22 protein-coding genes are annotated in these 22,434 nt (G+C 71.1%); 9 read left to right on the forward strand and 13 right to left on the reverse strand.

Translation table 11 applies throughout. The features are described from left to right. Positions 1 to 12: 12 nt before the first annotated feature. Positions 13 to 558 carry a phosphotransferase gene (locus ACYVK5_RS02755; RefSeq protein ID WP_460701759.1) on the reverse strand — a complete coding sequence of 182 codons (546 nt, stop codon included), beginning with the start codon at positions 556 to 558 and terminating at the stop codon, positions 13 to 15. Here ACYVK5_RS02755 and ACYVK5_RS02760 point away from each other — a divergent pair. Next, complete coding sequence (locus ACYVK5_RS02760; protein ID WP_460701760.1) at positions 493 to 1,686, forward strand: AAA family ATPase; 1,194 nt, start codon at positions 493 to 495, stop codon at positions 1,684 to 1,686. The genes ACYVK5_RS02755 and ACYVK5_RS02760 overlap by 66 nt on opposite strands. A 10-nt stretch (positions 1,687 to 1,696) precedes the next feature. Here the strand turns inward: ACYVK5_RS02760 and ACYVK5_RS02765 are convergent, their stop codons facing one another. From ACYVK5_RS02765 to ACYVK5_RS02775, 3 genes are all read right to left on the reverse strand, one after another. Continuing rightward, positions 1,697 to 2,668, reverse strand: a complete 972-nt coding sequence (locus ACYVK5_RS02765; RefSeq protein WP_460701761.1) for a radical SAM protein — start codon at positions 2,666 to 2,668, stop codon at positions 1,697 to 1,699. A 184-nt stretch (positions 2,669 to 2,852) separates the two neighbouring features. Further along, positions 2,853 to 3,974, reverse strand: a complete 1,122-nt coding sequence (locus ACYVK5_RS02770) for an HAD family hydrolase (protein WP_460701762.1) — start codon at positions 3,972 to 3,974, stop codon at positions 2,853 to 2,855. Positions 3,975 to 3,999: 25 nt separating this feature from the next. Next, the gene (locus ACYVK5_RS02775) at positions 4,000 to 4,326 is read right to left on the reverse strand and encodes a hypothetical protein (protein ID WP_460701763.1); all 327 of its coding nucleotides are present in this window, start codon (positions 4,324 to 4,326) and stop codon (positions 4,000 to 4,002) included. A 253-nt stretch (positions 4,327 to 4,579) separates the two neighbouring features. Between ACYVK5_RS02775 and ACYVK5_RS02780 the strand changes: the two genes are divergently transcribed. Both ACYVK5_RS02780 and ACYVK5_RS02785 read left to right on the forward strand, forming a co-directional pair. After that, a complete protein-coding gene (locus ACYVK5_RS02780; RefSeq protein WP_460701764.1) occupies positions 4,580 to 5,776 on the forward strand; it encodes a helix-turn-helix domain-containing protein in 1,197 nt (398 codons plus the stop codon). Positions 5,777 to 5,840: 64 nt separating this feature from the next. Further along, positions 5,841 to 6,047, forward strand: coding sequence for a hypothetical protein (locus ACYVK5_RS02785; RefSeq protein ID WP_460701765.1), 207 nt, complete (start codon positions 5,841 to 5,843; stop codon positions 6,045 to 6,047). Between the two features lie 122 nt (positions 6,048 to 6,169). Here the strand turns inward: ACYVK5_RS02785 and ACYVK5_RS02790 are convergent, their stop codons facing one another. Next, a complete protein-coding gene (locus tag ACYVK5_RS02790; RefSeq protein ID WP_460701766.1) occupies positions 6,170 to 6,457 on the reverse strand; it encodes a WhiB family transcriptional regulator in 288 nt (95 codons plus the stop codon). Between the two features lie 97 nt (positions 6,458 to 6,554). Continuing rightward, a complete protein-coding gene (locus tag ACYVK5_RS02795; RefSeq protein ID WP_460701767.1) occupies positions 6,555 to 8,603 on the reverse strand; it encodes a cytochrome c oxidase assembly protein in 2,049 nt (682 codons plus the stop codon). A 197-nt stretch (positions 8,604 to 8,800) separates the two neighbouring features. Between ACYVK5_RS02795 and ACYVK5_RS02800 the strand changes: the two genes are divergently transcribed. Both ACYVK5_RS02800 and phnD read left to right on the forward strand, forming a co-directional pair. Then, complete coding sequence (locus tag ACYVK5_RS02800; RefSeq protein ID WP_460701768.1) at positions 8,801 to 9,970, forward strand: TIGR03364 family FAD-dependent oxidoreductase; 1,170 nt, start codon at positions 8,801 to 8,803, stop codon at positions 9,968 to 9,970. A 99-nt stretch (positions 9,971 to 10,069) separates the two neighbouring features. Beyond that, a complete protein-coding gene (gene phnD, locus ACYVK5_RS02805) occupies positions 10,070 to 10,999 on the forward strand; it encodes a phosphate/phosphite/phosphonate ABC transporter substrate-binding protein (RefSeq protein ID WP_460701769.1) in 930 nt (309 codons plus the stop codon). Between the two features lie 6 nt (positions 11,000 to 11,005). Here the strand turns inward: phnD and ACYVK5_RS02810 are convergent, their stop codons facing one another. Beyond that, on the reverse strand, positions 11,006 to 11,200 hold the full coding sequence (locus tag ACYVK5_RS02810) for a hypothetical protein (RefSeq protein ID WP_460701770.1): 195 nt from the start codon (positions 11,198 to 11,200) through the stop codon (positions 11,006 to 11,008). 168 nt (positions 11,201 to 11,368) lie between these two features. On the opposite strand from ACYVK5_RS02810, the gene ACYVK5_RS02815 reads away from it, so the two are divergent. Together ACYVK5_RS02815 and ACYVK5_RS02820 are read left to right on the forward strand one after the other, a co-directional pair. Beyond that, the gene (locus tag ACYVK5_RS02815; protein ID WP_460701771.1) at positions 11,369 to 12,481 is read left to right on the forward strand and encodes a chymotrypsin family serine protease; all 1,113 of its coding nucleotides are present in this window, start codon (positions 11,369 to 11,371) and stop codon (positions 12,479 to 12,481) included. 131 nt (positions 12,482 to 12,612) lie between these two features. After that, complete coding sequence (locus tag ACYVK5_RS02820) at positions 12,613 to 12,957, forward strand: hypothetical protein (RefSeq protein ID WP_460701772.1); 345 nt, start codon at positions 12,613 to 12,615, stop codon at positions 12,955 to 12,957. Between the two features lie 160 nt (positions 12,958 to 13,117). On the opposite strand, the gene ACYVK5_RS02825 is transcribed toward ACYVK5_RS02820, so the two are convergent. The 4 genes from ACYVK5_RS02825 to hisC form a co-directional block, all read right to left on the reverse strand. Next, positions 13,118 to 14,650: a dihydrolipoamide acetyltransferase family protein gene (locus ACYVK5_RS02825; protein WP_460701773.1), complete on the reverse strand. Its 1,533-nt coding sequence runs from the start codon at positions 14,648 to 14,650 to the stop codon at positions 13,118 to 13,120. Between the two features lie 13 nt (positions 14,651 to 14,663). Continuing rightward, positions 14,664 to 15,713 carry an alpha-ketoacid dehydrogenase subunit beta gene (locus ACYVK5_RS02830; protein WP_460701774.1) on the reverse strand — a complete coding sequence of 350 codons (1,050 nt, stop codon included), beginning with the start codon at positions 15,711 to 15,713 and terminating at the stop codon, positions 14,664 to 14,666. Then, on the reverse strand, positions 15,710 to 16,885 hold the full coding sequence (pdhA, locus tag ACYVK5_RS02835; protein ID WP_460701775.1) for a pyruvate dehydrogenase (acetyl-transferring) E1 component subunit alpha: 1,176 nt from the start codon (positions 16,883 to 16,885) through the stop codon (positions 15,710 to 15,712). The genes ACYVK5_RS02830 and pdhA overlap by 4 nt, the downstream gene beginning before the upstream one ends. 280 nt (positions 16,886 to 17,165) lie before the next feature. Next, positions 17,166 to 18,251: a histidinol-phosphate transaminase gene (gene hisC / locus ACYVK5_RS02840; protein WP_460701776.1), complete on the reverse strand. Its 1,086-nt coding sequence runs from the start codon at positions 18,249 to 18,251 to the stop codon at positions 17,166 to 17,168. 94 nt (positions 18,252 to 18,345) lie between these two features. On the opposite strand from hisC, the gene ACYVK5_RS02845 reads away from it, so the two are divergent. Further along, positions 18,346 to 18,744, forward strand: coding sequence for a phage holin family protein (locus ACYVK5_RS02845; protein WP_460701777.1), 399 nt, complete (start codon positions 18,346 to 18,348; stop codon positions 18,742 to 18,744). Here ACYVK5_RS02845 and ACYVK5_RS02850 read toward each other — a convergent pair. Together ACYVK5_RS02850 and ACYVK5_RS02855 are read right to left on the reverse strand one after the other, a co-directional pair. After that, the gene (locus ACYVK5_RS02850) at positions 18,704 to 20,461 is read right to left on the reverse strand and encodes a hypothetical protein (protein WP_460701778.1); all 1,758 of its coding nucleotides are present in this window, start codon (positions 20,459 to 20,461) and stop codon (positions 18,704 to 18,706) included. The genes ACYVK5_RS02845 and ACYVK5_RS02850 overlap by 41 nt on opposite strands. Before the next feature lie 20 nt (positions 20,462 to 20,481). Beyond that, a complete protein-coding gene (locus tag ACYVK5_RS02855; protein ID WP_460701779.1) occupies positions 20,482 to 20,691 on the reverse strand; it encodes a hypothetical protein in 210 nt (69 codons plus the stop codon). A 192-nt stretch (positions 20,692 to 20,883) separates the two neighbouring features. On the opposite strand from ACYVK5_RS02855, the gene purB reads away from it, so the two are divergent. After that, positions 20,884 to 22,368: an adenylosuccinate lyase gene (purB, locus tag ACYVK5_RS02860; RefSeq protein ID WP_460701857.1), complete on the forward strand. Its 1,485-nt coding sequence runs from the start codon at positions 20,884 to 20,886 to the stop codon at positions 22,366 to 22,368. Positions 22,369 to 22,434: the final 66 nt, after the last annotated feature.

Genomic DNA, 22,434 nt, shown 5'->3' on the forward strand with positions numbered 1-22,434 from the left:
TGGGTGGAGAGGTCACGACGTGAGCTGCTCGCGGATGACGTCCTGGGCGTGGCGGCGGACAGGAATGGCGATCTCGGGGTGGTCGCCGTCCTCGACCAGGCGTAGGTACTTCGCCGCTGCGATGAGCTGGGCGACGCCGCCGGAGTAGGTGTCCAGGACATCGGCGAACTCAGCCCGTGCCCGTGCGGCGACATCGGGCCGGAGGATCGCAGAACAGACGAGGTGGGCGGCGTCGTAGCCCTGCGGTGCCCATCCCCAGCATTCCCAGTCGAGAATGACCAGGTCGGGTGCGGTGAGGTTCCCGAAGTGCAAGTCACCGTGGACGACCTCCCACTCGATGCGGTCGCGATCGATCTCGGCGCCGAACATCGCGAGGATGGTGGACGTGAAGCGGCGAGGGTTGATCGCCATCCGCTTGGTGGTGGTCAGGCGTCTCAACGGTTCGAGGCCCGAGCGGAGTGTCGCCCACCAGGTGTCAGGCAGATCGATGTCGTGGTCCAGAACAAGCCCGTCGGCCAGCGTCGGCTGGTCGACGTAGGTGAGCAGATCAGCCCGCACGTTCAAGTCTCCGTCGGCCCATTCGACGGACTGACGAACTCGGGGCATAGGAACGTCGTCGAACGGATCGCCGACGGCTGTGGCGATGCCGTTCCACATATGCTGATCGGTCCATTCCCGGTGGTCCGTCGTCACTCGGAGCCAACCCGGGTCGGTCGTTCGGGACGCGATCGTGCTGTTGTGGTGCCCGAAGGTGCGATCACCGTCAAGTACCACACCGAGCCGCTCAGCAGCTTCCACGAGATAGGCGTCGAGCCGGTCAGTGTGCTCCATCGTGGATGGCTCCGATCACGGTCGTTGACCTGGTCTCTCGTGCGGCTGCGTGTGGTCACCAGCGTGCGTTCAGTAGGGCACGATATTCATATGACGCGCACTCGCACGGTCGGCGGCCCGTATTTGCGCGAAGTGCGCGCGGACCGGCTTCCGTCACAGGGATGGCCGTTTAACATTCCCGCGGTCCGCAACCTCACGATCGGCGACGGTCTGAACCTCGACAGCCCGGTGACGCTGTTGTGCGGCGACAATGGGAGCGGCAAGTCCACGCTCATCGAGGCTATCGCTGTCGCCTCCGGTCTGAACGCCGAGGGCGGGTCCCGCAACTTCCAGTTCAGCACCCGCGCCGCCGAGTTCCCTTTGGCCGACCATCTTCGGGTGGTGCGGCATCCGGGACGCCGCCCACGAGACGGGTTCTTCCTGCGCGCCGAGTCGTACTTCAATGTCGCCTCCGAGATCGAACGACTCGACCAGGACCCAGACTCTCCGCCCCTGCTGCCCGACTACGGTGGAACCTCCCCGCACGAGCGATCGCACGGCGAGTCGTTCCTCGACCTGGTGACCCACCGGTTCGGTACCGACGGGCTCTATGTGCTCGACGAGCCGGAAGCCGCGCTCTCGGTGACCGGGTGCCTGGCCCTGCTGTCCCGCGTCGTCGAGCTGGCCGAGAAGGGGTCGCAGTTCATCATCGCGACCCATTCCCCGATCCTCCTCGCCATCCCCGGCGCGGTGATCCACCAGCTCGACGACAACGGCTTTTCCCGCATCGACTACGACGACGCATTGCCCGTGGTCACCACACGGGCCTTCCTCGCGGACCCGGGGCGGTTCGTGCACCGACTGATGGCCGAGTGACCAGGCCGGGTCACTGGAAGTACGGCCAGCAGCGTCCGCCAGGTGCGCACGGTCCACAGCTCGGTCCGCACTTCGGCGCGCACGTCGGATTGCAGTGCGCCGGCTCACACGAAGGCGCGCACGTCGGTCCGCACCGGTTGGGCTCGCACGTCGGGTTGCAGTTCGGCCTGCACGCCGTAGCACGAGACGCGAACTCTGCCCGCAGCTCGGCCGTCGCGGCCGAGTGCGCCGGCCCGGCCAGGACGTCCCTCAGGGTGGACTTCTGCATGTTCCCGACCGGCATCCACCGGGTGAAGACACACGGCCACACTTCGCCGGTCGGGCTGACGGCCACGACGCCGTCGCCGCAGTTGCCGCACAGTTCTGCCGTGGTCGCCTCGCGGTCGCGGATCCCGCGTCCGACCTGGCGGAGGTGGTCGACCCCGACGTCGGTCACGCCCAGAGCCTCCAGCTCCGCCGTGGCTGCCTCGACGTTCTGGTCGTCGAGCATCCCGATCACGCCCGCGCGCAGCGGGATCTCGCGGCGGATGGCTTCGGAGATGTTCTCCCGGGTGCGGGCGTGGGTGTTGCGCTTGGTGACGAGCAGGTGCTGCTTCGGGTCGGTGGAGTACCAGGAGCAGGCGAGCCGCACTCCGGGCAGGGTGAACGTGTCCCACATGCGGTCCGAGACGTGTACCAGGTTGGAGAACACCTCGACCTCCAGCCCGCGGGCCAGGGCGTGCTCCACGAGTTCGGGCAGGTCCGGGTGCAGGGTGGGTTCCCCGCCGATGAACTGCACCATCTCCACTCCCAGGGTGGCGCACTGGTCGATGACGCGTTCCCAGTCGGTGGTGCTCATCACGCCGTGGCTGCCGCTGGGGCCGGACTCGGCGTAGCAGTGGACGCATTCGAGCTGACATTTGCCCGTTATCTCCAGCCAGACGAACTGCAGCTCGTTGCGCTGGCCGATCTCGGCGCCGGGCGCCTCGGTGGTTGCGGTCATCTTTCCTCCAGGTGTGTTGTGGGTGGTGCCTGGGGGTGCGGGCCGGGACCGAGGGGCGTCGGTCCCGGCCCTTCTGGGGCTGCCCGCCCAGGGGTGGGCGGGCTTGCGGCCGGACGCCGTGCAAGGAGGTGCAGGAAGGGAAGAGACTTCCTGGGGGTGCACGCCCAGCCGCAAGATCGGTGGGTCAGGAAGACGGGGTGAGGGGGAGTTCGAATCCTGCGGGTCGTTGGGAGTGGCGGCCCGTGACGGCGGTGGTGGAGCGCCATTGGGCGCGTCGTTTGCCCTCGAGGCCGCGGGGGTAGTCGAGGCGGGCTTCGTGGGCGGCGTGTTCGATGTCGCGCATGGTGGCGCCTCGGGCGGCGGGGATGGGTGAGTGGCGGGTCCAGGTTCCGGTGTGGTGGGTCCAGACCTCGGCTCCGGCAAGGTCGGTGTGGGTGCCGTGCCAGACGCGTACCGTGGTGAGTCCGGTGGTGGTGTGGGTGGCGGCGGTCAGTTGCGCGGCCAGCGGGGACAGCCCCGGGTCGAGCGCCTCTTGCGGGACCAGGGAGTGGAGCACGGTCACAACCCCGGCCGCGTCGATCGAGCCGGTGGTCTCATCGGCAACCTGGTGGACGAGGGCGGGTGCGTGTTGCATCGCGATGCCGCGGGCGGCCCATTTCAGCATGGCGATGTCGTTCAGGTCGTCGCCCACGGCGACGGTCGCGGCGGCCGGGATGCCGAGCCGGGTCCGGACCGACCCGAGGGCGGTCGCTTTGGTGACGTCGGCGGTGGTGGCGTCGATCCAGTTCTTCCCGGCGGGTGTGACGGTCACGCCGCCCAGTGCGGCCAGGGCCTCGGTGTGCCGGGTCATGCCTGGAGCGTGCAGCGCGACCCGCGTCGTCGGCTCACCCTGCAGGTCGGGCGTACCGGCTAAGCGCTGTGGTCCGTTGAGGAGTCCGGGCTCGAACTGGTGGTTGACCTTCCAGCCCTCCCCGAGGCTCTCGACCGCGACCAGGACCTCGGATTCGAGCGCCTGGGCCTTGGCGATGAGCGGGCCGGGTTCGAACACGGTGGCATCCAGCAGCTCATAGCCGGAGGGCATGCCCGTATCGAGGTGCACGGTCACGGCGCCGTTGGACCCGATCGCGAACCCATCGGTCAGTCCGAGTCTGCGGCACATCGGCAGCAGCCCGGCCAGCGACCTGCCCGAGGCCGGAACGATGTGATGCCCGGCCGCCCGCGCCAACTCCAGCGCATCGACGGTCTGGACCGGAACCTTGCGATCCTTACCGACCAGGGTCCCGTCGACATCGACCGCGATCAGCATTTCCGCGTGCGCTTGCGTGGTGGGGTCATCGGGCGGCTCCTGCCGGGTGGCGCAGCACGGAACGGACCTGGATCTCCACGCCGTCGCGTTCCCCGGTCCACACGGTGTAGCCCGGCGTCAGCAGGTGATGATCCAGCGGCCGGTCACAACCCAGCAGCCGCGCGATCGCCTCACCATCGGCCAGGTCCCTCGGCTGCAGACAGATCCGGTTGCGGGTAGCGGTGAACAACTCGATCCGCGGACCACCCACCGCGGAAAGCAGGCCGGCCGTCAGGTCCAGGACATCACCGATCCCACGGGTCGGAGGCATCCTGCCGCTGAGGTCGTTGAGGTCGTTGAGGTCGTTGATCACCGTCCTTGCCTACTTGTCTTCCAGGAGAGTGGCCATCGTCGGCCACTGCCGGTTGCCCCCTGCGGGCAAGTTCCCGGTGTCTTCGACCGTACGGATCCCGGTTCGGGTGACGGTCGCCCGCCATGTCCTTGTCCGGCAGCTCGATCGATGCCGCGACTAGGACGTCTTGTCCTACCGCGGGGCCGGGCGGGCCTGGTATCAAGCCAGAAGGCGCCCGTAGTGTAGGAACGGCCGCGCACGAAGGGGGGGCACGATGCCATCGACGAACAGCCTGGGTGAGAAGATCCGTGCTGCCCGCACGCAGCGTCATATGACCCAGAACGACCTGGCCGGTCGTGCGGGTGTCTCGCTGGACCTGATCAGCAAGCTCGAACAGGGCCAGCGCAACAGCGCCCGCCTCGACTCGCTGGCGAAGATCGCGGGCGCCCTGGACACCAACGCCGCCGAGCTTCTCGGCAAGCCCAAGGGGCTGATGCTCGGAGCGGAGAACGGCGAGATCCTCGGCCTCCGGCGGGCAATCATCGGGATCGCCGGTCCCGGAGACGAGCCACCCGCACCCGAACTACTACGCAATCAGTTACGTGACCTGTGGAGCCTGTACTGGCGGGGCAAGTACGCCGTGCTCGCGCGCGAACTCCCGGCGCTGATCCAAGCAGCCCGCCAGGCCCGCCGAAAGGTCCCGGCAGCCGGGCAGCGCGAAGCGCACGCACTGCTCGCCGAGACTCTCCAGCTCACCGCCTCACTCCTGACCCACCTCGGCGTCGAGGACCTCGCGCAACTGGCGCTCTCGGAGGCACTCGGCTCCGCCGACCTCGCCGAGGACGAACTTCTCCTTGCCTCGATGCAGGCCACCCGGGCATGGCTCCTGACCCGGCAAGGATTCTGGAGCGACGCCGAGAGCATCGCCGCGACAACAGCGGAACAAGTCGAGCCCCGACTCTCCACGGCCTCGCCCGATCAACTCACCGTGTGGGGAGAACTCCTGCGGTACACGGCCCTGGCGCTCACCCGCGCCGGCCGCCACGACGACGCCGCCGACGCGCAACAACTCCTGGACGCAGCAGCCATCCGTCTGCGCCGGGACCACTCCAGCAGATACACCGGCATCGCCTTCGGCCCCACCGTCGCCGCCATGCGAGCAGTCGATGCCGCGGTCAACGCCGACAAGCCCCGGCACGGCCTCGACCTCGCACAACGCGTCGAACACCCCGACAACATCCCCAAGGCGATGCACGCCCGCTACCTCCTCACCGTCGCCTACGCCCAGATGCTCGACTGGCGCAACACCGAAGCCGTCAACACCCTCCGCAAGGCCGAGACCCTCACCCCCGAACTCCTTCCCCAGCAGACCATCGCACGCGTCATCATCGAGGAACTCCTACCCCGCCGGAACACCCAACGCCTCCCCGGCCTCCTCGCACTCGCCGAACGAACCAAAATCACGGCCTGACCCCACGGACGCAGTCGCGGCGAGGCGACAACGTAGTGCGGGCGACGACGAGGAGATCCCGGCGATGACCAAGCCGATCACCGAGACCATGGCCGAACTCGGCATCGTCCAGGAAGGCGACCCGGGTCTACGCCGCCCCACCCGGCCGCTCACCCTGCCCGAGGACGCCGAGACCGCGCGCCGGATCGTGACCGAGCTTGCCTCCGCGGCCCGTCGCGTGGCCGGCGTTCACGGACTCGACGAAGGTGCGTTCCTGCTCGAACCGCAGTAGGCGTCTGCGAGCACCGCGAGCTCACGCGCCGCCGCCGACGGCGCCTGCCGCGCACCGTCACCGCATGACGAGACCACCGAGGCAGCGTCCAGGCGCTGCCTCGGCGATGGTGGTCGGATCTGTCAGGCCGCGAAGTTCTTGAGGCGGGGACGTCCGCGGCGGTTCTTGCGCCGGCGGATGATGCCGTCGACGACGATCTGCCCGCCCCATACGCCCCACGGCTCCCGGCGGGAGATGGCCCCCTCGAGGCACTTCTGGGCGAGCGGACACGTCAGGCACTGCCGCTTGGCGGTCTCGAGCTCGGTGGGGTGCTCGGAGAACCACAGATCGGGCTCGTCCGCGCAGGGCACGTCGGTGCTGGCGAACTCCAGAACATCAGCGGCGCTGGGGGTGGTCGCAATTATGTTCACACTAGGTAGAACGTGCTTGGCTGAGAAAAGGATGGGGGCCGGCCAAGAAAATCCGAAAGAAGTCTCCGTCAGTAGGATCCTCGCCGGTGAGACGGGGTCAGCGCGGTCTCTTCGACCGCTCGGTCGACCGTTCCGCCCGCCGTGCCAGCATCGCGTTGTAGGCCTCGAGCTCGGCGTCGCCGTCGCGCTCCGCGGCCCGGTCGCTGCGGCGTGCCTCCCGCGCGTCGGAGCGTGACCACTGCACTGCCACGCCCACGGCCAGCAGGAGCGTGGGCAGTTCGCCGATCCCCCAGGCGATCGCGCCGCCGAGCTGCTGGTCCTCGATCGCGGACGGTCCCCACTCGCGCCCCATGAGCCCGAACCACTCGGGCACGAGCAGCGACGTACCGCTCGTCAGGGCCACGCCGAAGAACGCGTGGAACGCCATCGTGGCGAACAGCAGCACCAGCCGCATCGGGTAGGCGGGCCGGGCCGGGCCCGGATCGATCCCGATCAGGGCGTTGGCGAAGAGATACCCGACGAGCGTGAAGTGGACGAACATCCACACGTGGCCCAGGTAGGACGTCAGAGCCCACTCGAACAGCGGGGTGAAGTAGAACAGGATCATCCCGCCGGCGAAGAGCACCCCTGCCACGATCGGATGCGCGAGGAGCCTCCCGTACCGCGAGTGCACCAGGTACAGCACCCACTCCCGCGGCCCGCGCGACCCGTCCTTGCGCGAGGGCACGGCCCGCAGGAGCAAGGTGACCGGTGCGGACAGCACCAGGAACAGCGGCACCACCATCGCGAGCACCATGTGCTGCACCATGTGCCCGCTGAACAGCACGTGGCCGTAGGCGGCAGCGCCGCCGTTGGTCACCCAGAACATCGCGATCATGGCGCAGCACCACGAGACCGTGCGCAGCAGGGGCCAGCGGTCGCCGCGCCGGCGCAGGCGCAGGTACCAGGTCAGGTAGACGACGACGCCCGCAGCGCAGGCGTACGCGAGCAGCGCGTCCCACTGGAACTCCGTGATCCAGCGGGTGAACGTCGGCTCCGGGGGCAGCGGGTGTCCCGTGACGAGCTCGGCCGGGGTCGGGTCGCCGATGGGCTCGTCGGGCACGGGCGGCGCCGTCGAGCCGAGGGCGACGGCGACGCCGGACACGGCCCCCATCGCGAGGATCTCCACGGCGGCCAGCCGCCAGAAGAGGCCGGCGGCGCGCCGTGATCCGCCGTCGAGCCGCTGCACGCCTTCCAGGTGGTGCACCACGTTGCGGCGATGCAGCCATCCGATCCCGCCCAGGACCGCGAGCAGCAGGGCCTTGGTGAGCAGCAGGGCGCCGTAGTCGGTGTCGAGCGCGCTCAGCGAGCCGAGCCGGATCCACGAACTGACCAGGCCGCTCACGGCGACGGTCGCGAAGCACCACCCGGCGATCGCCGAGTACCGGCGCACGGTCGCCGCCCGCGTGGTGGCGCGGTGCCCGAGCAGCGCGATCCCGGCGAGGCCGCCCAGCCAGATCGCCGCCCCGACGAGGTGCACGAACATCGCGGAGACCGCGAGGTCGTGACTGGAGGCCCCGGAGGCGTGGCCGGTCGAGGCCTGCAGCCCCAGAGCGCCCAGCACCATGGCGATGGCCACGGCGGCACCGGTCGGGCCGCGCACGAGGAGCGCCGTCGTCGAGGTCACCGCCGCGAGCAGGGCCGCCCCGAGCAGGGCCCGCCCCACCTCGCCGTCCGTCAGGTAGGACCACAGCGCGGTACCGAACGCCGGGTCGTCCAGCGGGAGGAAGGTGGCCCATGCGGTGCCGAGCACCAGCGCGGTCAGGGCGGCGACGGTCCAGACGCCCGCGGAGATGCCGGCGATCCCGAGCGCGCGCCGGCCGTCCCGCCCGGCCGGCAGCACGAAGGCGGCGAGGACCAGGGATCCCAGCGTGACGGCCGCGGCCAGGTTCGACACGGTGCGGGCCACGGGAGTTCCCCAGCGCGCCACGACGCCGGGATCGGCGAACTGCTGGAACGCGGCGAACGCGCCGGAGAACGACCCGGCGGCGCCCAGCGCGCCGAGGGCCACGACGACGCCGGCCACGACGGCGGCGAGCAGCCACCGCGGGCGCGCGAGTAGCGATGCCGTCTGACTGGTTGTCCGTGCGTCCTGCCGGGTGGTCACCGGCCAAGGCTATTGCCGTCGGCGTCGAGCGAGAAACGACTTCGGCGCCCATACCCTGACGAAATGTGACGTGCCGGTGAACGTGAGGTGGTCACCACATGGCGCCCCCGGAACTCGCGATGAATAGTGCGCGAAAGTATTTGCCCAGGACAGTGCGGGTCTTGAGCTCTACGATTCGCGTCCGGCAACCTCTCTTTGTGAGCCGACGCACCAGCTTCTCCGGTGGATCCCTGCTGCCCTCTCGCGTGGACCTCGTGATCGTGGGCGCCGGGATCGTCGGTCTCGCGCACGCGGTCGAGGCCGTGTCCCGCGGCTGGTCGGTTCTCGTGGTCGAGCGTGATGCCCGCGCGGTCGGGGCCTCGGTACGGAACTTCGGCCACGTCGGCGTCACGGTGCAGGACGGCATCGCGCTCTCCTACGCCCTGGCGTCGCGGGAACGCTGGCTGCGCCTCGGCAAGGAGGCGGGGTTCGCCGTGCGCGAGACCGGCTCCCTCGTCGTGGCCCGCGCCGCCGACGAGCTCGCCGTCCTCGACGACTTCGCCGCACGCCGTGACGGCGACGCCCAGATCCTGACCCGCAAGGGCGTAACCGATCGCGTGCCCGTCTCGCCGCGGGGCGTGACGGGTGGCGCCTTCCTCCCGCTGGACCTGCGCATCGACCAGCGAACGGCCGTCGCCGCCGTTGCCGCGTGGCTGAACACCCGGCGGGACTGTCGTGTCGAATGGTCGACGTCGGTCGTCGGGCTGGAGCCGGGCAGCGGCGTCACGCTCGTGCGGACGTCGCGCGGCGACGTCGTCGCGCGCCGCGTCGTCTGCGCGCTCGGGCACGACGTCGGACGCCTCTTCCCCGAGGCCGCCCACGACGCCGGCATCCAGCACTGCCGGCAGCAGATGCTGCGGGTGGCACCGGCTCGCTCGGCGCGCCGCTCGATCGGGGAGATCGGCCCGGCAGTGCTCACCGGGACCTCCATGCTCCGCCACGAGGGGTTCGCCTGGAGCCCGTCCGTGGAACGGGTTCGCGAGCGGCTGGCCGGGACACGGCCCGAGCTGCTCGACGCCGGCGTGAACCTGATGGTCACCCAGCTGCCCGACGGCACGGTCACGCTCGGCGAGACGCACTCCTACGGGTTCACCCACGACCCGTTCCGGTCCGAGGCTCTCGACGATCTCCTTCTCGCGGAGGGAGCATCCCTGCTCGGAGTCCCGCTCCGGGCGGTGGAGCGTTGGGAGGCCACCTTCGCCTCGGCCCCGCAGCCCTTCCTCGTCGCCGAGCCGATGCCCGGGGTCTCGGCCGTGTCCGTGACCTCGGGCGTCGGGCTGGCCTGCGCGTTCGGACTGGCCGCCAAGGTCGTGGAGGAGGTCGCCTGAGTCCAGAGGTCCCGCTGTTCGACGACATCCCCGGGGCCGTCCGGCCCCGCCAGGAGGCCGGGTCCGCCCGGCCCTCACCTCTGCGAGGAGCCCACCCCCATGAAGGCAACCCGCGTCCACCACGAGAAGCCCGCCCGCACGATCGCCGGACTGCTGCTCGGCATGCTCACCGCCGCATCTCTCAGCGCCTGCACGGCTGTCTCCCAAGCCTCCGACACGACCTGCCCCGAGGGCGGCATCCGCTTCGGGGCCGGCCCCTCCGGGAATGCCGCTGAGCTCGAGGGCGCGTACACGGTCCTCGGCGACGCTCTCGAGGCCGAGCTGGGCTGCGCCGTCCAGGTCCGGATGTTCGACGACTACGCCGGTGAGGTCGAGGCCATGGAGAGGGGCGAGCTCGAGGTCGCCCAGTTCTCCGCGATCGGCTACGCCGTCGCCTCCGAGGACATCGCCGTGACGCCGGTCGCGACGTTCGGCATGCCCAACGGGAACCTGTCCCGGTACACGACCGGCATCTGGGTGGCGGCCGACTCCGGCATCAGCAACCCGGCGCAGCTCGAAGGGCGCACGCTCGCACTCGGCGCGCAAGGGACGACGTCGGGTGACATCCTTCCGCGCCGGGCCCTCGACGACGCGAACCTCACCCCGGACGAGGTGCGGATCTCCTACACGGGCGGGCACGCCGCGGCGCTCGACGCCCTGCGGAACCGCTCGGTGGACGCGGCCGAGATCGACTCGCGAACCCTCGCGACCGCCGTCGCCGACGGCACGTTCGACCAGGACGCCCATCGGCAGATCTGGGAGTCCGGGATGATCCCGAACGATCCGATCGTGCTCTCGCCGGAGGTCGACGAGGAACTCGCCGACGCGATCGTGGACGCCTTGCTGAATCTCTCGCCGGAGGCGATCGAACAGATCGCGGCCGACGCGGGCGTCGATCCGGCCGGGAAGCTGGTCGGCGTCGACGAGATCACGTACACCGAGGTCATCGCTCTCGTAGAATCCCTCGGCATCGGCGAGGAGGACATCTGACCCTGTTCAGCGGTCACGCGACGTCTCGTTGCGGTAGCGCTCCACGAGGCGCTTGTTCGCACGTTTGCGTGCCAGGTCGTCGGTCGCCGCGAGGCTCGCGGCGCGGTGCTCGTCGAACGCGGCGACGTCGTGCTCGAGCGCCCACATCAGGGCCTCGAGGACATCGGCGCGGCTCGACCGCGTGCTGCCCGTCTTGCTCATGGTTCCGATCACTGCGTCGCGCGACTCCGGTTCGTGGTGTATGGAGCGGGGACGATATCGCGACGTCAAGGTTGCTGTTATCCGCCTTTCGGATGACTTTTACCGCCATCCGGCGTGTCGCAGCGGCTTGTCCCTCGGAGTGTCGGTGAGTTCAGTAAGGATCGTCCCATGGAGCGTTACGCGGCCCGCAAGATGAAGGAGCAGCTTGCAGACTTCGCACGTGAACTGGGGGAACGATACGGAGCGAGCGCGCCTCCGAGCCCCGGCGCACGGCCTCGTCCACAGGCTGTCCCGCCCTCCGGTCGGCGCGCCGGCCATCCCGACGTCGAGCCCTCGGGCCCCGGCTCGGAATCCACCGACTCCGCCGACGACGTCGTTCGCGCTCCCACGCTTGCCCTGGGGCTCGTGCCGCGGCCGGACGGCGGCTACGGCATCGCCGTGCGCTACCGGCTCGGCCTGCCCCGGGCGCGAGCCGTCGTGCGCAGGGTCGCTGACGAGGTCGGCCCCGACGCCGACGTCCGCCGCACCGGCCGCATCCGCCCGCTGAGCGAACTCGGTCCACGCCGGCTGGCACCGACGTCGCAGGCCGAGGGCGAGACCGACCACGTGCGCCCGCTCCGGCCCGGGATCTCGATCGGGCACGTGGGCGTGACCGCGGGAACGCTCGGTGCCTTCGTGCGGCGAGCCGGGGCGCCGGGCGAGCTGTACGCGCTGTCGAACTACCACGTCCTGGCGGGCAGCCCGCAGGCGAGCCCGGGCGACGTCGTGCTGCAGCCCGGCCCGGCCGACGGCGGCCTGATGCCGGGCGACCGCGTCGGCGAGCTGACCCGGGTGGCCCGGCTCGTCTCGGGCGAGGTGTGCGCCACGGACGCCGCGATCGCGCGGCTGGACAGTTCCGAGGTGGACCACGCGTACCCGGTGGGCCGGGTCGCCCGGATCGCGCGCCCGGTCGGTGGTGAAACGGTTGAGAAGGTGGGCCGGACGACGTCGGTCACCCGGGGCCGGGTCACGGCGATCGAGCTGGACGACGTCATCGTGGGGTACGAGGATCTGGGCGCCCTGAGCTTCGACGACCAGGTGGAGATCGAGGGAAACGGGGCCCCCTTCTCCCGCGGCGGCGACTCCGGAGCGCTCGTGTACCGTGAGGACGGTACCGCGCTCGGCCTGCTCTTCGCGGGGTCGGAGAGCGGTGGTCAGGGCGGCAAGGGCCTCACCTACGCGAACCCGATCGACGTCGTTCTCGAGACGATGGAGGTCGAGCTCGCCGCGACCGAGAGGTAGGTTCACCGGGCGGGGACTCGTCCGGAATGTGACCTTCGCCACTCTGATGAACCACCGACGTACCCTGGCCATGCCTGAGCAACAGGCGCACAATGGTGGGTCAGGAAGACGGGTCTGGGAGGTGAACGTCGATGACAACACTGGACGAGGCGCGCGCGGCGAAGAGGGGACTGCGCGCTGCAGTCTCCGGGATCGGCGGCGTGGTCGGTATCGGTGTCGCCCCCGAGTTCAGTAGTCCGATCGAGTCCGAACGGCCCGCCCCCGGAGGTGTCGCCCTCCAGCGAGTGCCGGCCCCCGGAGTGGGACGCGTCAACGTTCTCGCGCAACAGGTGGCGGTCGACGACCTCCCCAGCTCGGACGGCGGCTGGGTGCTCCAGGTCAACGTGGTCGACCCCGCCGTGGTGGACAAGATCCCCGAAGAGATCGGTGACGTCGCCGTGCGCGTGCGCGTCGTGGGGGCCGTCCGCGCCGGGTGAGCCGGCGCGAACATCGTGAACCGGCGCGACATCGCCCGGACTCCCCAGGCTGAGCGGAGTACCCACGCAGGCCGCGCTGCGCGTCCGCACCCAGGCAGACGAAACGGCCGAGGTGGTAGGCAGCAGCTGCTACGCACCACCCCGGCCGTCGTGCGCGGGGTTACCGGCCCCAGACCAGTCCGCGGGACGGATCCTGCAGGACCGCGGCGACGTCCGCCAGGAACCGCGCGCCGAGCTCGCCGTCCACCAGGCGGTGGTCGATGCTCAGCGCGAGCTGCGTCACCCAGCGCACGGCGAGCTCGCCGTCGTGCACCCAGGGCTGCTGCCGGATCGCGCCGAACGCGAGGATTCCCGCCTCCCCGGGGTTGAGGATCGGCGTCCCCGTGTCGATGCCGAACACGCCCACGTTCGTGATCGTGAACGTCCCCCCCGTCATGTCCGACGGCGGTGTCCGGCCCTCCCGGGCGGTACCGGTCAGGCCGGCGATCGCCTGCGCGAGCCCGAGCAGGTCGAGCCGGTGCGCGTCCTTGATGTTCGGCACCACGAGGCCCCGGGGCGTCGCCGCGGCGATCCCCAGGTTCGCGTAGTGCTTGTAGACGATCTCCTGCGCGGCCTCGTCCCAGCTCGCGTTGATCTGCGGGTGCCGCCGGATCGCCAGCAGCACCGCCTTCGCGGCGATCAGCAGGGGCGTCACCTTGACGTCGGAGAAGTCGCGGTCCTTCTTGAGGGTCTCGACCAGCTCCATCGTCCTGGTCACGTCCACCGTGTGGAACACGGTCACGTGCGGCGCGGTGAACGCGCTGGCCACCATTGCCTCGGCGGTCCGCTTGCGCACCGACTTCACGGGGACGCGCGTCTCCCGCCCGTCCGTGCTCACCGCACCGGACTCGAGCCACGGCTCCGTGTCGCCCGCGTACGTCGCGAGCGACCTCGGCTGCGCCGCCGCCTGATGGGCGAGCACGTCCTCCCGGGTGACGATCCCGCCCGGCCCGGAGGGATGCACGCCCGCCAGGTCGATGCCCAGGTCCTTGGCCAGCTTACGGACCGGAGGCTTCGCCAGGACGCGGGTCCTCGACGCGCCCGGAGCAGGCACGCTCACCACGGGCGACAGCGACGACGGCCCGGCCGGAGCCGCCGGCCGCCCGGGAACGACGCCGGCCGTGGGAGCGGCCGCGGGTGCCGGAACCTCCGGGACGACGGCGGGCGCCGGTGCGGCGGAAGCGGATGCGGCGGGAGCAGATGCGGCGGGAGCAGATGCGGCGCCCCCGGAGGCCGCAGGCGTGCCCGCTCCCTGGTAGCGCCGCTTCCGACCGCTCGCCTTCGCCTCGGTGGTGCCGTAGCCCACGAGGACGGGGCCGGATCCCTCGGAGTCGCCGGAGGCCTCCGGCCCTCCGGACGATCCCGCGGCGGCCGACGCGCCGTTGTCGCCGGATCCCGGCAGCGATGCCGCACCGGCGACGGAGATCTCGATGATCGGCGTGCCCACCTCGACGGTGGCTCCGGGCTCGACGAGGAGCCCGGCGACGGTTCCGGTCCACGGCGACGGCAGTTCGACGAGCGACTTGGCCGTCTCGATCTCCACGATCGTCTGGTTCACCCGCACCGAGTCGCCCGGGGCGACCCGCCATTCGACGATCTCGGCTTCGGTGAGGCCCTCCCCGACATCGGGCAGGGCAAAGCTCTGGTTGGCCACGTTCCCTCCGGTCTCAGTGCGCGAAGGCGCGGTCGACGGCATCGAGCACCCGATCCACGCTCGGCAGGTAGTCGTGCTCGAGCTTGGCGATCGGGTACGGCATGTGGAAGCCGCCGACCCGCAGCACCGGGGCCTCGAGTGCGTAGAAGCACTCCTCGGTGATGCGGGCGGCGATCTCCGCGCCGGCTCCGAGGAAGGTGGGGGCCTCGTGGATCACGATGCAGCGGCCGGTCTTGCGGACGCTGGCCACCAGGGTCGCGGTGTCGATCGGAGACACCGCGCGCAGGTCCACCACCTCCGCCGACCGGCCCTCGGCCGCGAGTGCCTCGGCGGTCTTCAGGGCCGGTGCGACGCTGGGGCCGTAGGCGACGAGCGTGATGTCGGTGCCGGGGCGGGCGATCCGTGCCTGGTTCAGGGTGTCGGAGCCGACCGGCGCTCCGAGGTCGACCTCGCCCTTGGACCAGTAGCGGCTCTTGGGCTCGAAGAACACCACGGGGTCCGGGCAGGCGATCGCCTCCTGGATCATGGTGTAAGCGTCCTGCGGTGTGGAGGGGCTGACGACGCGCAGGCCGGCCGTGTGCGCGAACAGCACTTCCGGGCTCTCGCTGTGGTGCTCGACGGCGCCGATGCCACCGCCGTACGGGATCCGGATCACGACGGGCATCTGGACGCGGCCGCGGGACCGGTTGTAGATCTTGGCGAGCTGGGTGGTGATCTGGTCGAAGGCGGGGAACACGAACCCGTCGAACTGGATCTCGCAGACGGGGCGGTATCCGCGCATCGCCATGCCGATCGCCGTGCCGACGATGCCGGACTCGGCGAGCGGGGTGTCGACCACGCGCTGCTCGCCGAACTCGGCCTGCAGGCCGTCGGTGACGCGGAAGACACCGCCGAGGGGGCCGATGTCCTCGCCCATGAGCACGACCTTGTCGTCGTGGCGCATGGCGGCACGAAGGCCCTCGTTGACTGCCTTGGCGAGGGTGAGGGTCTCGGTGCCGGACTGCGTGGCGGGCTGATCAGCCGTGGCCTGGTCGGTCATGGTGCGCTCCATCGTGGCGGTCATCGGTTCCCTCCCTGCGGTGCGGTCGCGGCCTGTGAGACGTGGGCGCCGTCGGGGACCGCGCCGGACTCGTAGGCCTCGAACCAGGCCCGGTCACCGGTCACGACCGAGTGCGGTGTGGCGTAGACGGTGTCGAACATCTCGGTCTTGGTGGCCGGTTCCAGCTTGCGCACCTCGGAGCGCATGCGCTCGCCGAGCGCTTCGGCCTCTTTCTCGACCTCGGACGTGAAGTCGTCGTCGAGGACGCCTTCGGCCGTCAGGAGCGTGTGGAGCCGCGCGATGGGGTCGCGCTTGCGCCAGATCTCCTCCTGGCTCGTGGTGCGGTAGCGGGTCGGGTCGTCCGATGTGGTGTGGGCGCCCATGCGGTACGTGAACGCCTCGATGAAGCTCGGGCCCTGGCCGGAGCGGGCCCGGTCCAGTGCCTCCTGGGTCGCGGCGTAGGCGGCGAGGACGTCGTTGCCGTCCACGCGGAGGCTCGGGATCCCGAAGCCCTCGCCCCGTTCGTAGAGCGGGCTCCGGGTCTGCCGGGTGGTGGGCTCGGAGATCGCCCACTGGTTGTTCTGGCAGAAGAACACGACGGGCGCCTGGTTCACCGCGGCGAACACGAGGCCCTCGTTGACGTCTCCCTGGGAGGTGGCTCCGTCGCCGAAGTAGGCGACGACCGCGGTGTCGACGTCCTTGTCGCCGGTTCCGACGGCGCCGTCGCGCTGCACGCCCATCGCGTAGCCCGTGGCGTGCAGCGCCTGGGTGCCGATGACGACGGCGTACGTGTTCGTGTGGAACTCGTGGGGGTCCCAGCCGCCGTGGTCGGACCCGCGCCAGAACCCGAGCCGGTCCACCGGGTCCACGCCGCGCACGTGCAGCACGCCGTGCTCCCGGTAGGACGGGAACACGAAGTCCTGGGTGGCCAGCGCGTACGCGCTGCCCACCTGGGCGGCTTCCTGCCCGCGGGAGGGGGCGTAGAGGCCCAGTTCTCCCTGCCGCTGCAGGGATGTCGCTTCGTCGTCGAACCGGCGGGTCAGCACCATGTCGCGGTACATCCCACGCAGCTGGTCGGGCTTGAGGCCTGCGATCCGCTTCCGGTACGCGGAGTTGCCGCGGCCGGTGACTCGTGCGCCCTCGGGTGTGAGGAGCTGCAAGAGCGGGACCTTGTCCTCGCCAATGTCGCTGTTCACGATCTCTCCTTCGCTGCGGGCCCTGACCTACGTTCACGTAGCCTACGCAAGCGTAGGTTAGGGCCCACCGTGTCCGGCAGCCGCCGCGTCAGCCAAGGCTTGAGCCGCCGGTTTGGAGGGTTCCCCCAAACGACTCCGCCCCGCTGGCAACGACGGTGTCGCCGGGAGTTGGCATCTTTCCCGTTCAGCCTGTCACCCTCCGCGCGCAAAGGAAAGTGAAGTCGCCTCGCGCCGAAAGATCTCCGGGTGGTCGCCCGAGGTCGGTGTGGTCGCGGCGGGGTCAGCGCCAGGTGGCGGCGAGCTTCAGGAAGGCGTCGTTGGCCTCGGTTTCGCCGATCGACACGCGGATGCCGTCGCCCGCGAACGGGCGCACGAGGATGCCTGCCTCCGTGGCCTCCGTGGCGCGGTCGATGGTGGCGTCGCCCAGGCCGAGCCAGACGAAGTTGGCCTGGGTATCGGGCAGCTTCCAGCCCTGGTCGCGCAGGGCGTCGGTGACCCTGGTCCGCTCCGCGACCAGCGCGTCGACCCGTTCCATGAGCTCCCCCTGCGCCGCCGGGGCGAGAGAGGCGAGCGCGGCCTGCTGGGCGATCCCGGACACGCCGAACGGTGTCGAGGCGGAGCGGATGCCGGTGGCGAGCGCGGTGGGCGCGAGCGCGTAGCCGACGCGCAGGCCGGCGAGCCCGTACGCCTTCGAGAACGTGCGGAGCACGACGACGTTCGGGTGCTCGCGCAGCAGCGTCAGGGCGTCGGGCACGTCGGGGTCGCGCACGAACTCCAGGTACGCCTCGTCGATGACGACGAGCACCTCGCGCGGGACCGCGGCCAGGAAGGTGGCCAGTTCGTCGGAGCGGACGGCCGGGCCGGTCGGGTTGTTGGGAGTGCACACCAGCACCACCTTGGTGCGGGGCGTGACGGCGGCGGCCATGGCTGGCAGGTCGTGCCGGCCGTCGGCCGTGACCGGCACCGTGACCGACGTCGCGCCGGCGATCGCCGCGTAGATCGGGTACGCCTCGAAGGACCGCCACGCGTACACGACCTCGTCGCCCGGTTCGACGACGGACTGCAGCACGTGGCCGAGCACCGAGACCGACCCGGTCCCGACCACGACGTTCGCCGGCGTCAGGCCGACGTGCTCGGCGATGGCCCCGACGAGTTCCGTGGCGAACATGTCCGGGTAGCGGTTGACCTCGGCGGCGGCGCGGGCGATCACCTCTCGCACCGACTCCAGCGGCGGGTACGGATTCTCGTTGGAGGACAACTTCCACGCGCCGGAACCCGGCGCCACACGGGCGCCCGGGACATAGGCGGGCAGCGCGGCGACGGCGGCGCGCAGGGGAACCGTGGTGTTCTCGGGGGTGGTGTTCACGCGATTCAGGATGCCATGGACGGCGAGGGCGAGGGTGCCGCCCCGGGAGCGGATTTCCTGCGAACATCCAGTGACCACGAGTAGGTTCGACTCCATGAGGCTCCTGCTACGCATCCTGGCCACCGCGTTCGCGATCTGGCTGACGACGGTGCTGTTCGGCGACCACGTCCAGGTCATCTCTCCCGAGGGAACCGGCCCGTACCTCCTCTCGCTCTTCGTGATCGCCGTGGTCTACGGACTGGTGCACGCGATCATCAAACCGCTCGTCAACCTGCTGGCGCTGCCGCTCTACCTGCTCACGCTCGGCCTGATCTCCTTGCTGATCAACGCCTTGATGCTGTGGATCACCACGCTGGTCACGGGGCTGTTCGACAGCTACGGGCTGGAGGTGACCGGCGGGTTCTGGTGGTACGTGATCGCGGCGCTCGTCATCGCGGTGGCCCAGATGATCGTCATGGCGATCCTGCCGGATCCGGCGAAGCGCCGGGACTGATACCGGCGGCCCGCTCCGACCGGTAGAACGCGGTCTCGGCGCGCTCCGCCCGCAGGAGCGGCTCGATCCGGCCGACGACGTCCGCCACCCGCACGTCACCGGACTCGCGGGCCAGTGCCAGGGTGCGGGCGTGCGTCCCGATCGAGTGCGCCCGGGACGTGTCGCCCGATGCGGCCACGTCCGCCTCGGCCGAGGAGTCGGCCAGGGTGCGGCCGACCGTGACGCGATCCGGTGCGCGGGGGTTCTCCGCGCTCGACCGGCCGTCCACGGCGGAGACGACCTCCTCGGCCGTCTCCAGATGCAGCACCGGCACGCCCGGAGGGGTCCGGAACGTCGCTGTCGGCGCGCCGGCCGTCACCACCCCGCCGATCCGATAGCGCTCCGCGAACTCCGGGCGGCTCGCCAGCGCGGTGACGACGATCCCGCCCAGGCTGTGCCCCACCAGGACCACCGGCTCGTCCGGGCCGACACCCGCGTCGGACATCGCGGCCTCCACGGCCTGGGTCGCCTGGTCCGGGCGCTCCGCCACGAGTTCCAGGTCGGTGAGACCGTCCCAGGGATGAGCGGCCGGCGGAACCGACTGGGTCCCGGGCACCAGCACCGCCCACGACGTGGCATCACCGGGCCCCGTGACCCGCTGCACCGCGATCGTGGCCTCCGGGGCACCCCGCCGCGGATACAGGTCGTCGACACGCCCCAGCGCCTCCTCGAGGGTCCCGGCACCGTGATCGCGCCAGGCAGGCGCGCCGCCCGCGAAGTCCTCCGGCGCCACGCGCTCCAGCCGGACGCTCTGCCCCAGCGCGTCCCCCGGGGCGGCGCGTACCGCCTCGGCGAGCTCCCCCGCCGCGCCCGGGACCCCGGGGCGACGCGCCCCGGCGGACCAGGCGAGGCCGTGTCCGAAGCCGTACGCCAACTCGTCCGTCCATGGTGCGACGCCCCGGACGACGCCGTGGCCGAACCCCCCTGCGGTCCAGCCACGACCGGCGTCCCCGCCCTGCGCCTCGCCCCGTCGCCCGTGCCCGTCCGCCGACTCGGCGGGCGACGGCCGGCCCACGGCTGCGGCCGGCACGCCGCCGGAGCCCGCGCTCCCCAGGGCGGGACTCCCCGTGAGCCGGTACGCGCCGCCGAGGAGCCGCAGCACCGGCCACGTCCCGACTGCCGCACCGATGACGAACCCCTCCGCCGTGACCAGACCCCCGACGAGGCGCTCGACCAGCCCTTCCGCCTCCTCGTAGAGCCCGGCGGCACGCAGCAGCCGCCAGCCCAGCACGTCGAAGGCGTCAGCACGCACACGCAGCCCGGACGCCACCCCCTCGATCGCGTCACGCGCGAGGCGGCGCTCTGCCGCCGCCTCGGGCCCGAAAGCTGCCGCCGCCTCGGGCCCGATCCCGGCACCGGGCACGACCCCTGCCTCGTGCCGGGCGCCCGCATCGTGCCAGGCACCGCTGGAGCGCGCCACCAGCCGGGCCCCGGCATCGGCCGGGTTCGGTGCGGCCGCCACCGCACCGAACCCGGCCGGCCCCCATGCCGCGGCGCCGCCCCCCAGGTCGGCCCAAGCCGCCCCGGACAACGCTGCCGCCCGCCGCAAGCTGTCCACCGCCCCCGTGATCCGCGCGGCCGCGAGCCGGACCTCCACCGCGTCGACGGAGGCCACACCGGTGCCACCCGTGACGACGACGTTGTCCACCGGGTCACGCGGCACATCCGGGGCTGCCACCGCCGGAATGCTCGGAGAACTCACGAGAGCCCTCCGATCAGTCGTACCGCCTCATCCACCGCGTCCAGATCCCCCACCAGCAGGCGAGTCTGCGATGCCGCCTCCGCACGGAACCGCGTCGCCGCCGCGGACTCCCATCCCACCCGCTGGGCCGCGGTCGCCTCGTCCACCGCGGACTCCACGAGTCCGCGCACGGCCGCGAGCGCCACCGCCGGCTCCGTCGCGTCCATGTGCCCCTCCTCCCGTGATCACCCGTGACGTTCCCTGCCGGTACGACGTTAGGCACCCGGTGGCCGCCGTCGTCGGCCGGAGGTCGCCGCCTGTCGACAACTCCGCGAAACGCGGCCCTGTGGTCGGCGTCGCACCCGCCGAGCCGCGTCATGACGGGACATCGGGGCTCTCGGGAGACCTCCCATGGGAAACTGGTGCACGTGCCAGAGACCACCGTGAACACGTCCGTCCCGGCCCGCGTCAGCCTCGCCGAGGTGACGCCGCCGATCGCCCTCGGTCCGCTCGACGGCCGGTACCGCTCCGCCGTCGCGCTGCTCGTGGACCACCTGAGCGAGGCCGCGCTCAACCGCGAGCGTCTGGTCGTCGAGGTGGAGTGGCTGATCGCGCTGTGCAACGGCGCCGGCGACGTCCCCGGGCCGGTGGTCCCGGGTGCGCCTCGCCTGACGGGCGAGGAGATCTCCTACCTGCGTGCCATCCCGGCGACGTTCGGTGCGGAGGAGATCGCGGAGCTCAAGGAGATCGAGCACACCACGGTGCACGACGTGAAGGCGGTCGAGTACTTCATCAAGCGCCGTATCGCCGCGGCTCCCGAGCACATCCCGGGGACGAGCCTGCCCGCGGCGTCGGAGCTGGTGCACTTCGCGTGCACGAGCGAGGACATCAACAACCTGTCGTACGCGCTGATGGTGGCCGGTGCGGTCCGCCGCGTCTGGCTCCCGGCGGCGACCGCGCTCACCGATCAGATCGCCGGGATGGCGCGCGAGCACAAGGCGGTGCCGATGCTGAGCCGCACGCACGGCCAGCCCGCGACGCCGACCACGATGGGCAAGGAGCTCGCCGTCCTGGCGCACCGGCTGCGGCGGCAGCTGCGGCGGATCGAGGGCGCGGAGTTCCTGGGCAAGATCAACGGCGCGACCGGGACGTTCGGGGCGCACACGGTCGCGGTGCCGGGTGCGGACTGGCCGGCCGTGTCGCGAGCGTTCGTCGAGGGTCTGGGGCTGACGTGGAACCCGCTGACGACGCAGATCGAGTCGCACGACTGGCAGGCCGAGGTGTACGCCGACGTCGCGCGGTTCAACCGGATCCTGCACAACCTCGCCACCGACGTGTGGACGTACATCTCGCTGGGGTTCTTCACGCAGATCCCCGTCGAGGGCGCGACGGGATCCTCGACGATGCCGCACAAGGTGAACCCGATCCGGTTCGAGAACGCGGAGGCGAACCTCGAGATCTCGTGCTCCCTGCTGGACACGCTGGCGGCCACGCTGGTCACCTCACGCCTGCAGCGTGACCTCACGGACTCGACGACGCAGCGCAACATCGGGCCGGCGTTCGGGCACAGCATGCTCGCGATCGACAACGTGTCCCGTGGGCTGAAGGCACTCGCGGTGAACGGCCCGCTGATGGCCGAGGACCTCGACGAGAACTGGGAGATCCTGGGTGAGCCCGTCCAGTCCGCGATGCGTGCGGCCGCGGTGGCGGGCGTTCCCGGCATGGACAACCCGTACGAGCGGCTCAAGGACCTCACGCGCGGGCAGCGTGTGGACGCGGAGCGGATGCGCGAGTTCGTCGCCGGGCTGGGGTTGCCCGACGACGCCGCGGCACGCCTGGCGGCGCTCACCCCGGCGGCGTACACCGGGCTGGCGGAGCAGCTGGTGGACGAGTACCTGGCCTGATCGCACCGCCTGATCGGTGTGTCGTGGGCCGTTCCCGCGTGCCGCCGACGGGCCGGTGGTCGAGCC

The sequence above is a fragment of the Myceligenerans halotolerans genome, assembly GCF_054782975.1.

Bases quoted from the DNA above. Each gene is read 5' to 3' on its own strand.
- ACYVK5_RS02765 (WP_460701761.1), bottom strand. From the start codon at position 2,668: ATGACCGCAACCACCGAGGCGCCCGGCGCCGAGATCGGCCAGCGCAAC.
- ACYVK5_RS02770 (WP_460701762.1), bottom strand. From the start codon at position 3,974: ATGCTGATCGCGGTCGATGTCGACGGGACCCTGGTCGGTAAGGATCGC.
- ACYVK5_RS02780 (WP_460701764.1), top strand. From the start codon at position 4,580: ATGCCATCGACGAACAGCCTGGGTGAGAAGATCCGTGCTGCCCGCACG.
- ACYVK5_RS02785 (WP_460701765.1), top strand. From the start codon at position 5,841: ATGACCAAGCCGATCACCGAGACCATGGCCGAACTCGGCATCGTCCAG.
- phnD (WP_460701769.1), top strand. From the start codon at position 10,070: ATGAAGGCAACCCGCGTCCACCACGAGAAGCCCGCCCGCACGATCGCC.
- ACYVK5_RS02810 (WP_460701770.1), bottom strand. From the start codon at position 11,200: ATGAGCAAGACGGGCAGCACGCGGTCGAGCCGCGCCGATGTCCTCGAG.
- ACYVK5_RS02815 (WP_460701771.1), top strand. From the start codon at position 11,369: ATGGAGCGTTACGCGGCCCGCAAGATGAAGGAGCAGCTTGCAGACTTC.
- ACYVK5_RS02820 (WP_460701772.1), top strand. From the start codon at position 12,613: ATGACAACACTGGACGAGGCGCGCGCGGCGAAGAGGGGACTGCGCGCT.
- ACYVK5_RS02830 (WP_460701774.1), bottom strand. From the start codon at position 15,713: ATGACCGCCACGATGGAGCGCACCATGACCGACCAGGCCACGGCTGAT.
- ACYVK5_RS02845 (WP_460701777.1), top strand. From the start codon at position 18,346: ATGAGGCTCCTGCTACGCATCCTGGCCACCGCGTTCGCGATCTGGCTG.
- ACYVK5_RS02855 (WP_460701779.1), bottom strand. From the start codon at position 20,691: ATGGACGCGACGGAGCCGGCGGTGGCGCTCGCGGCCGTGCGCGGACTC.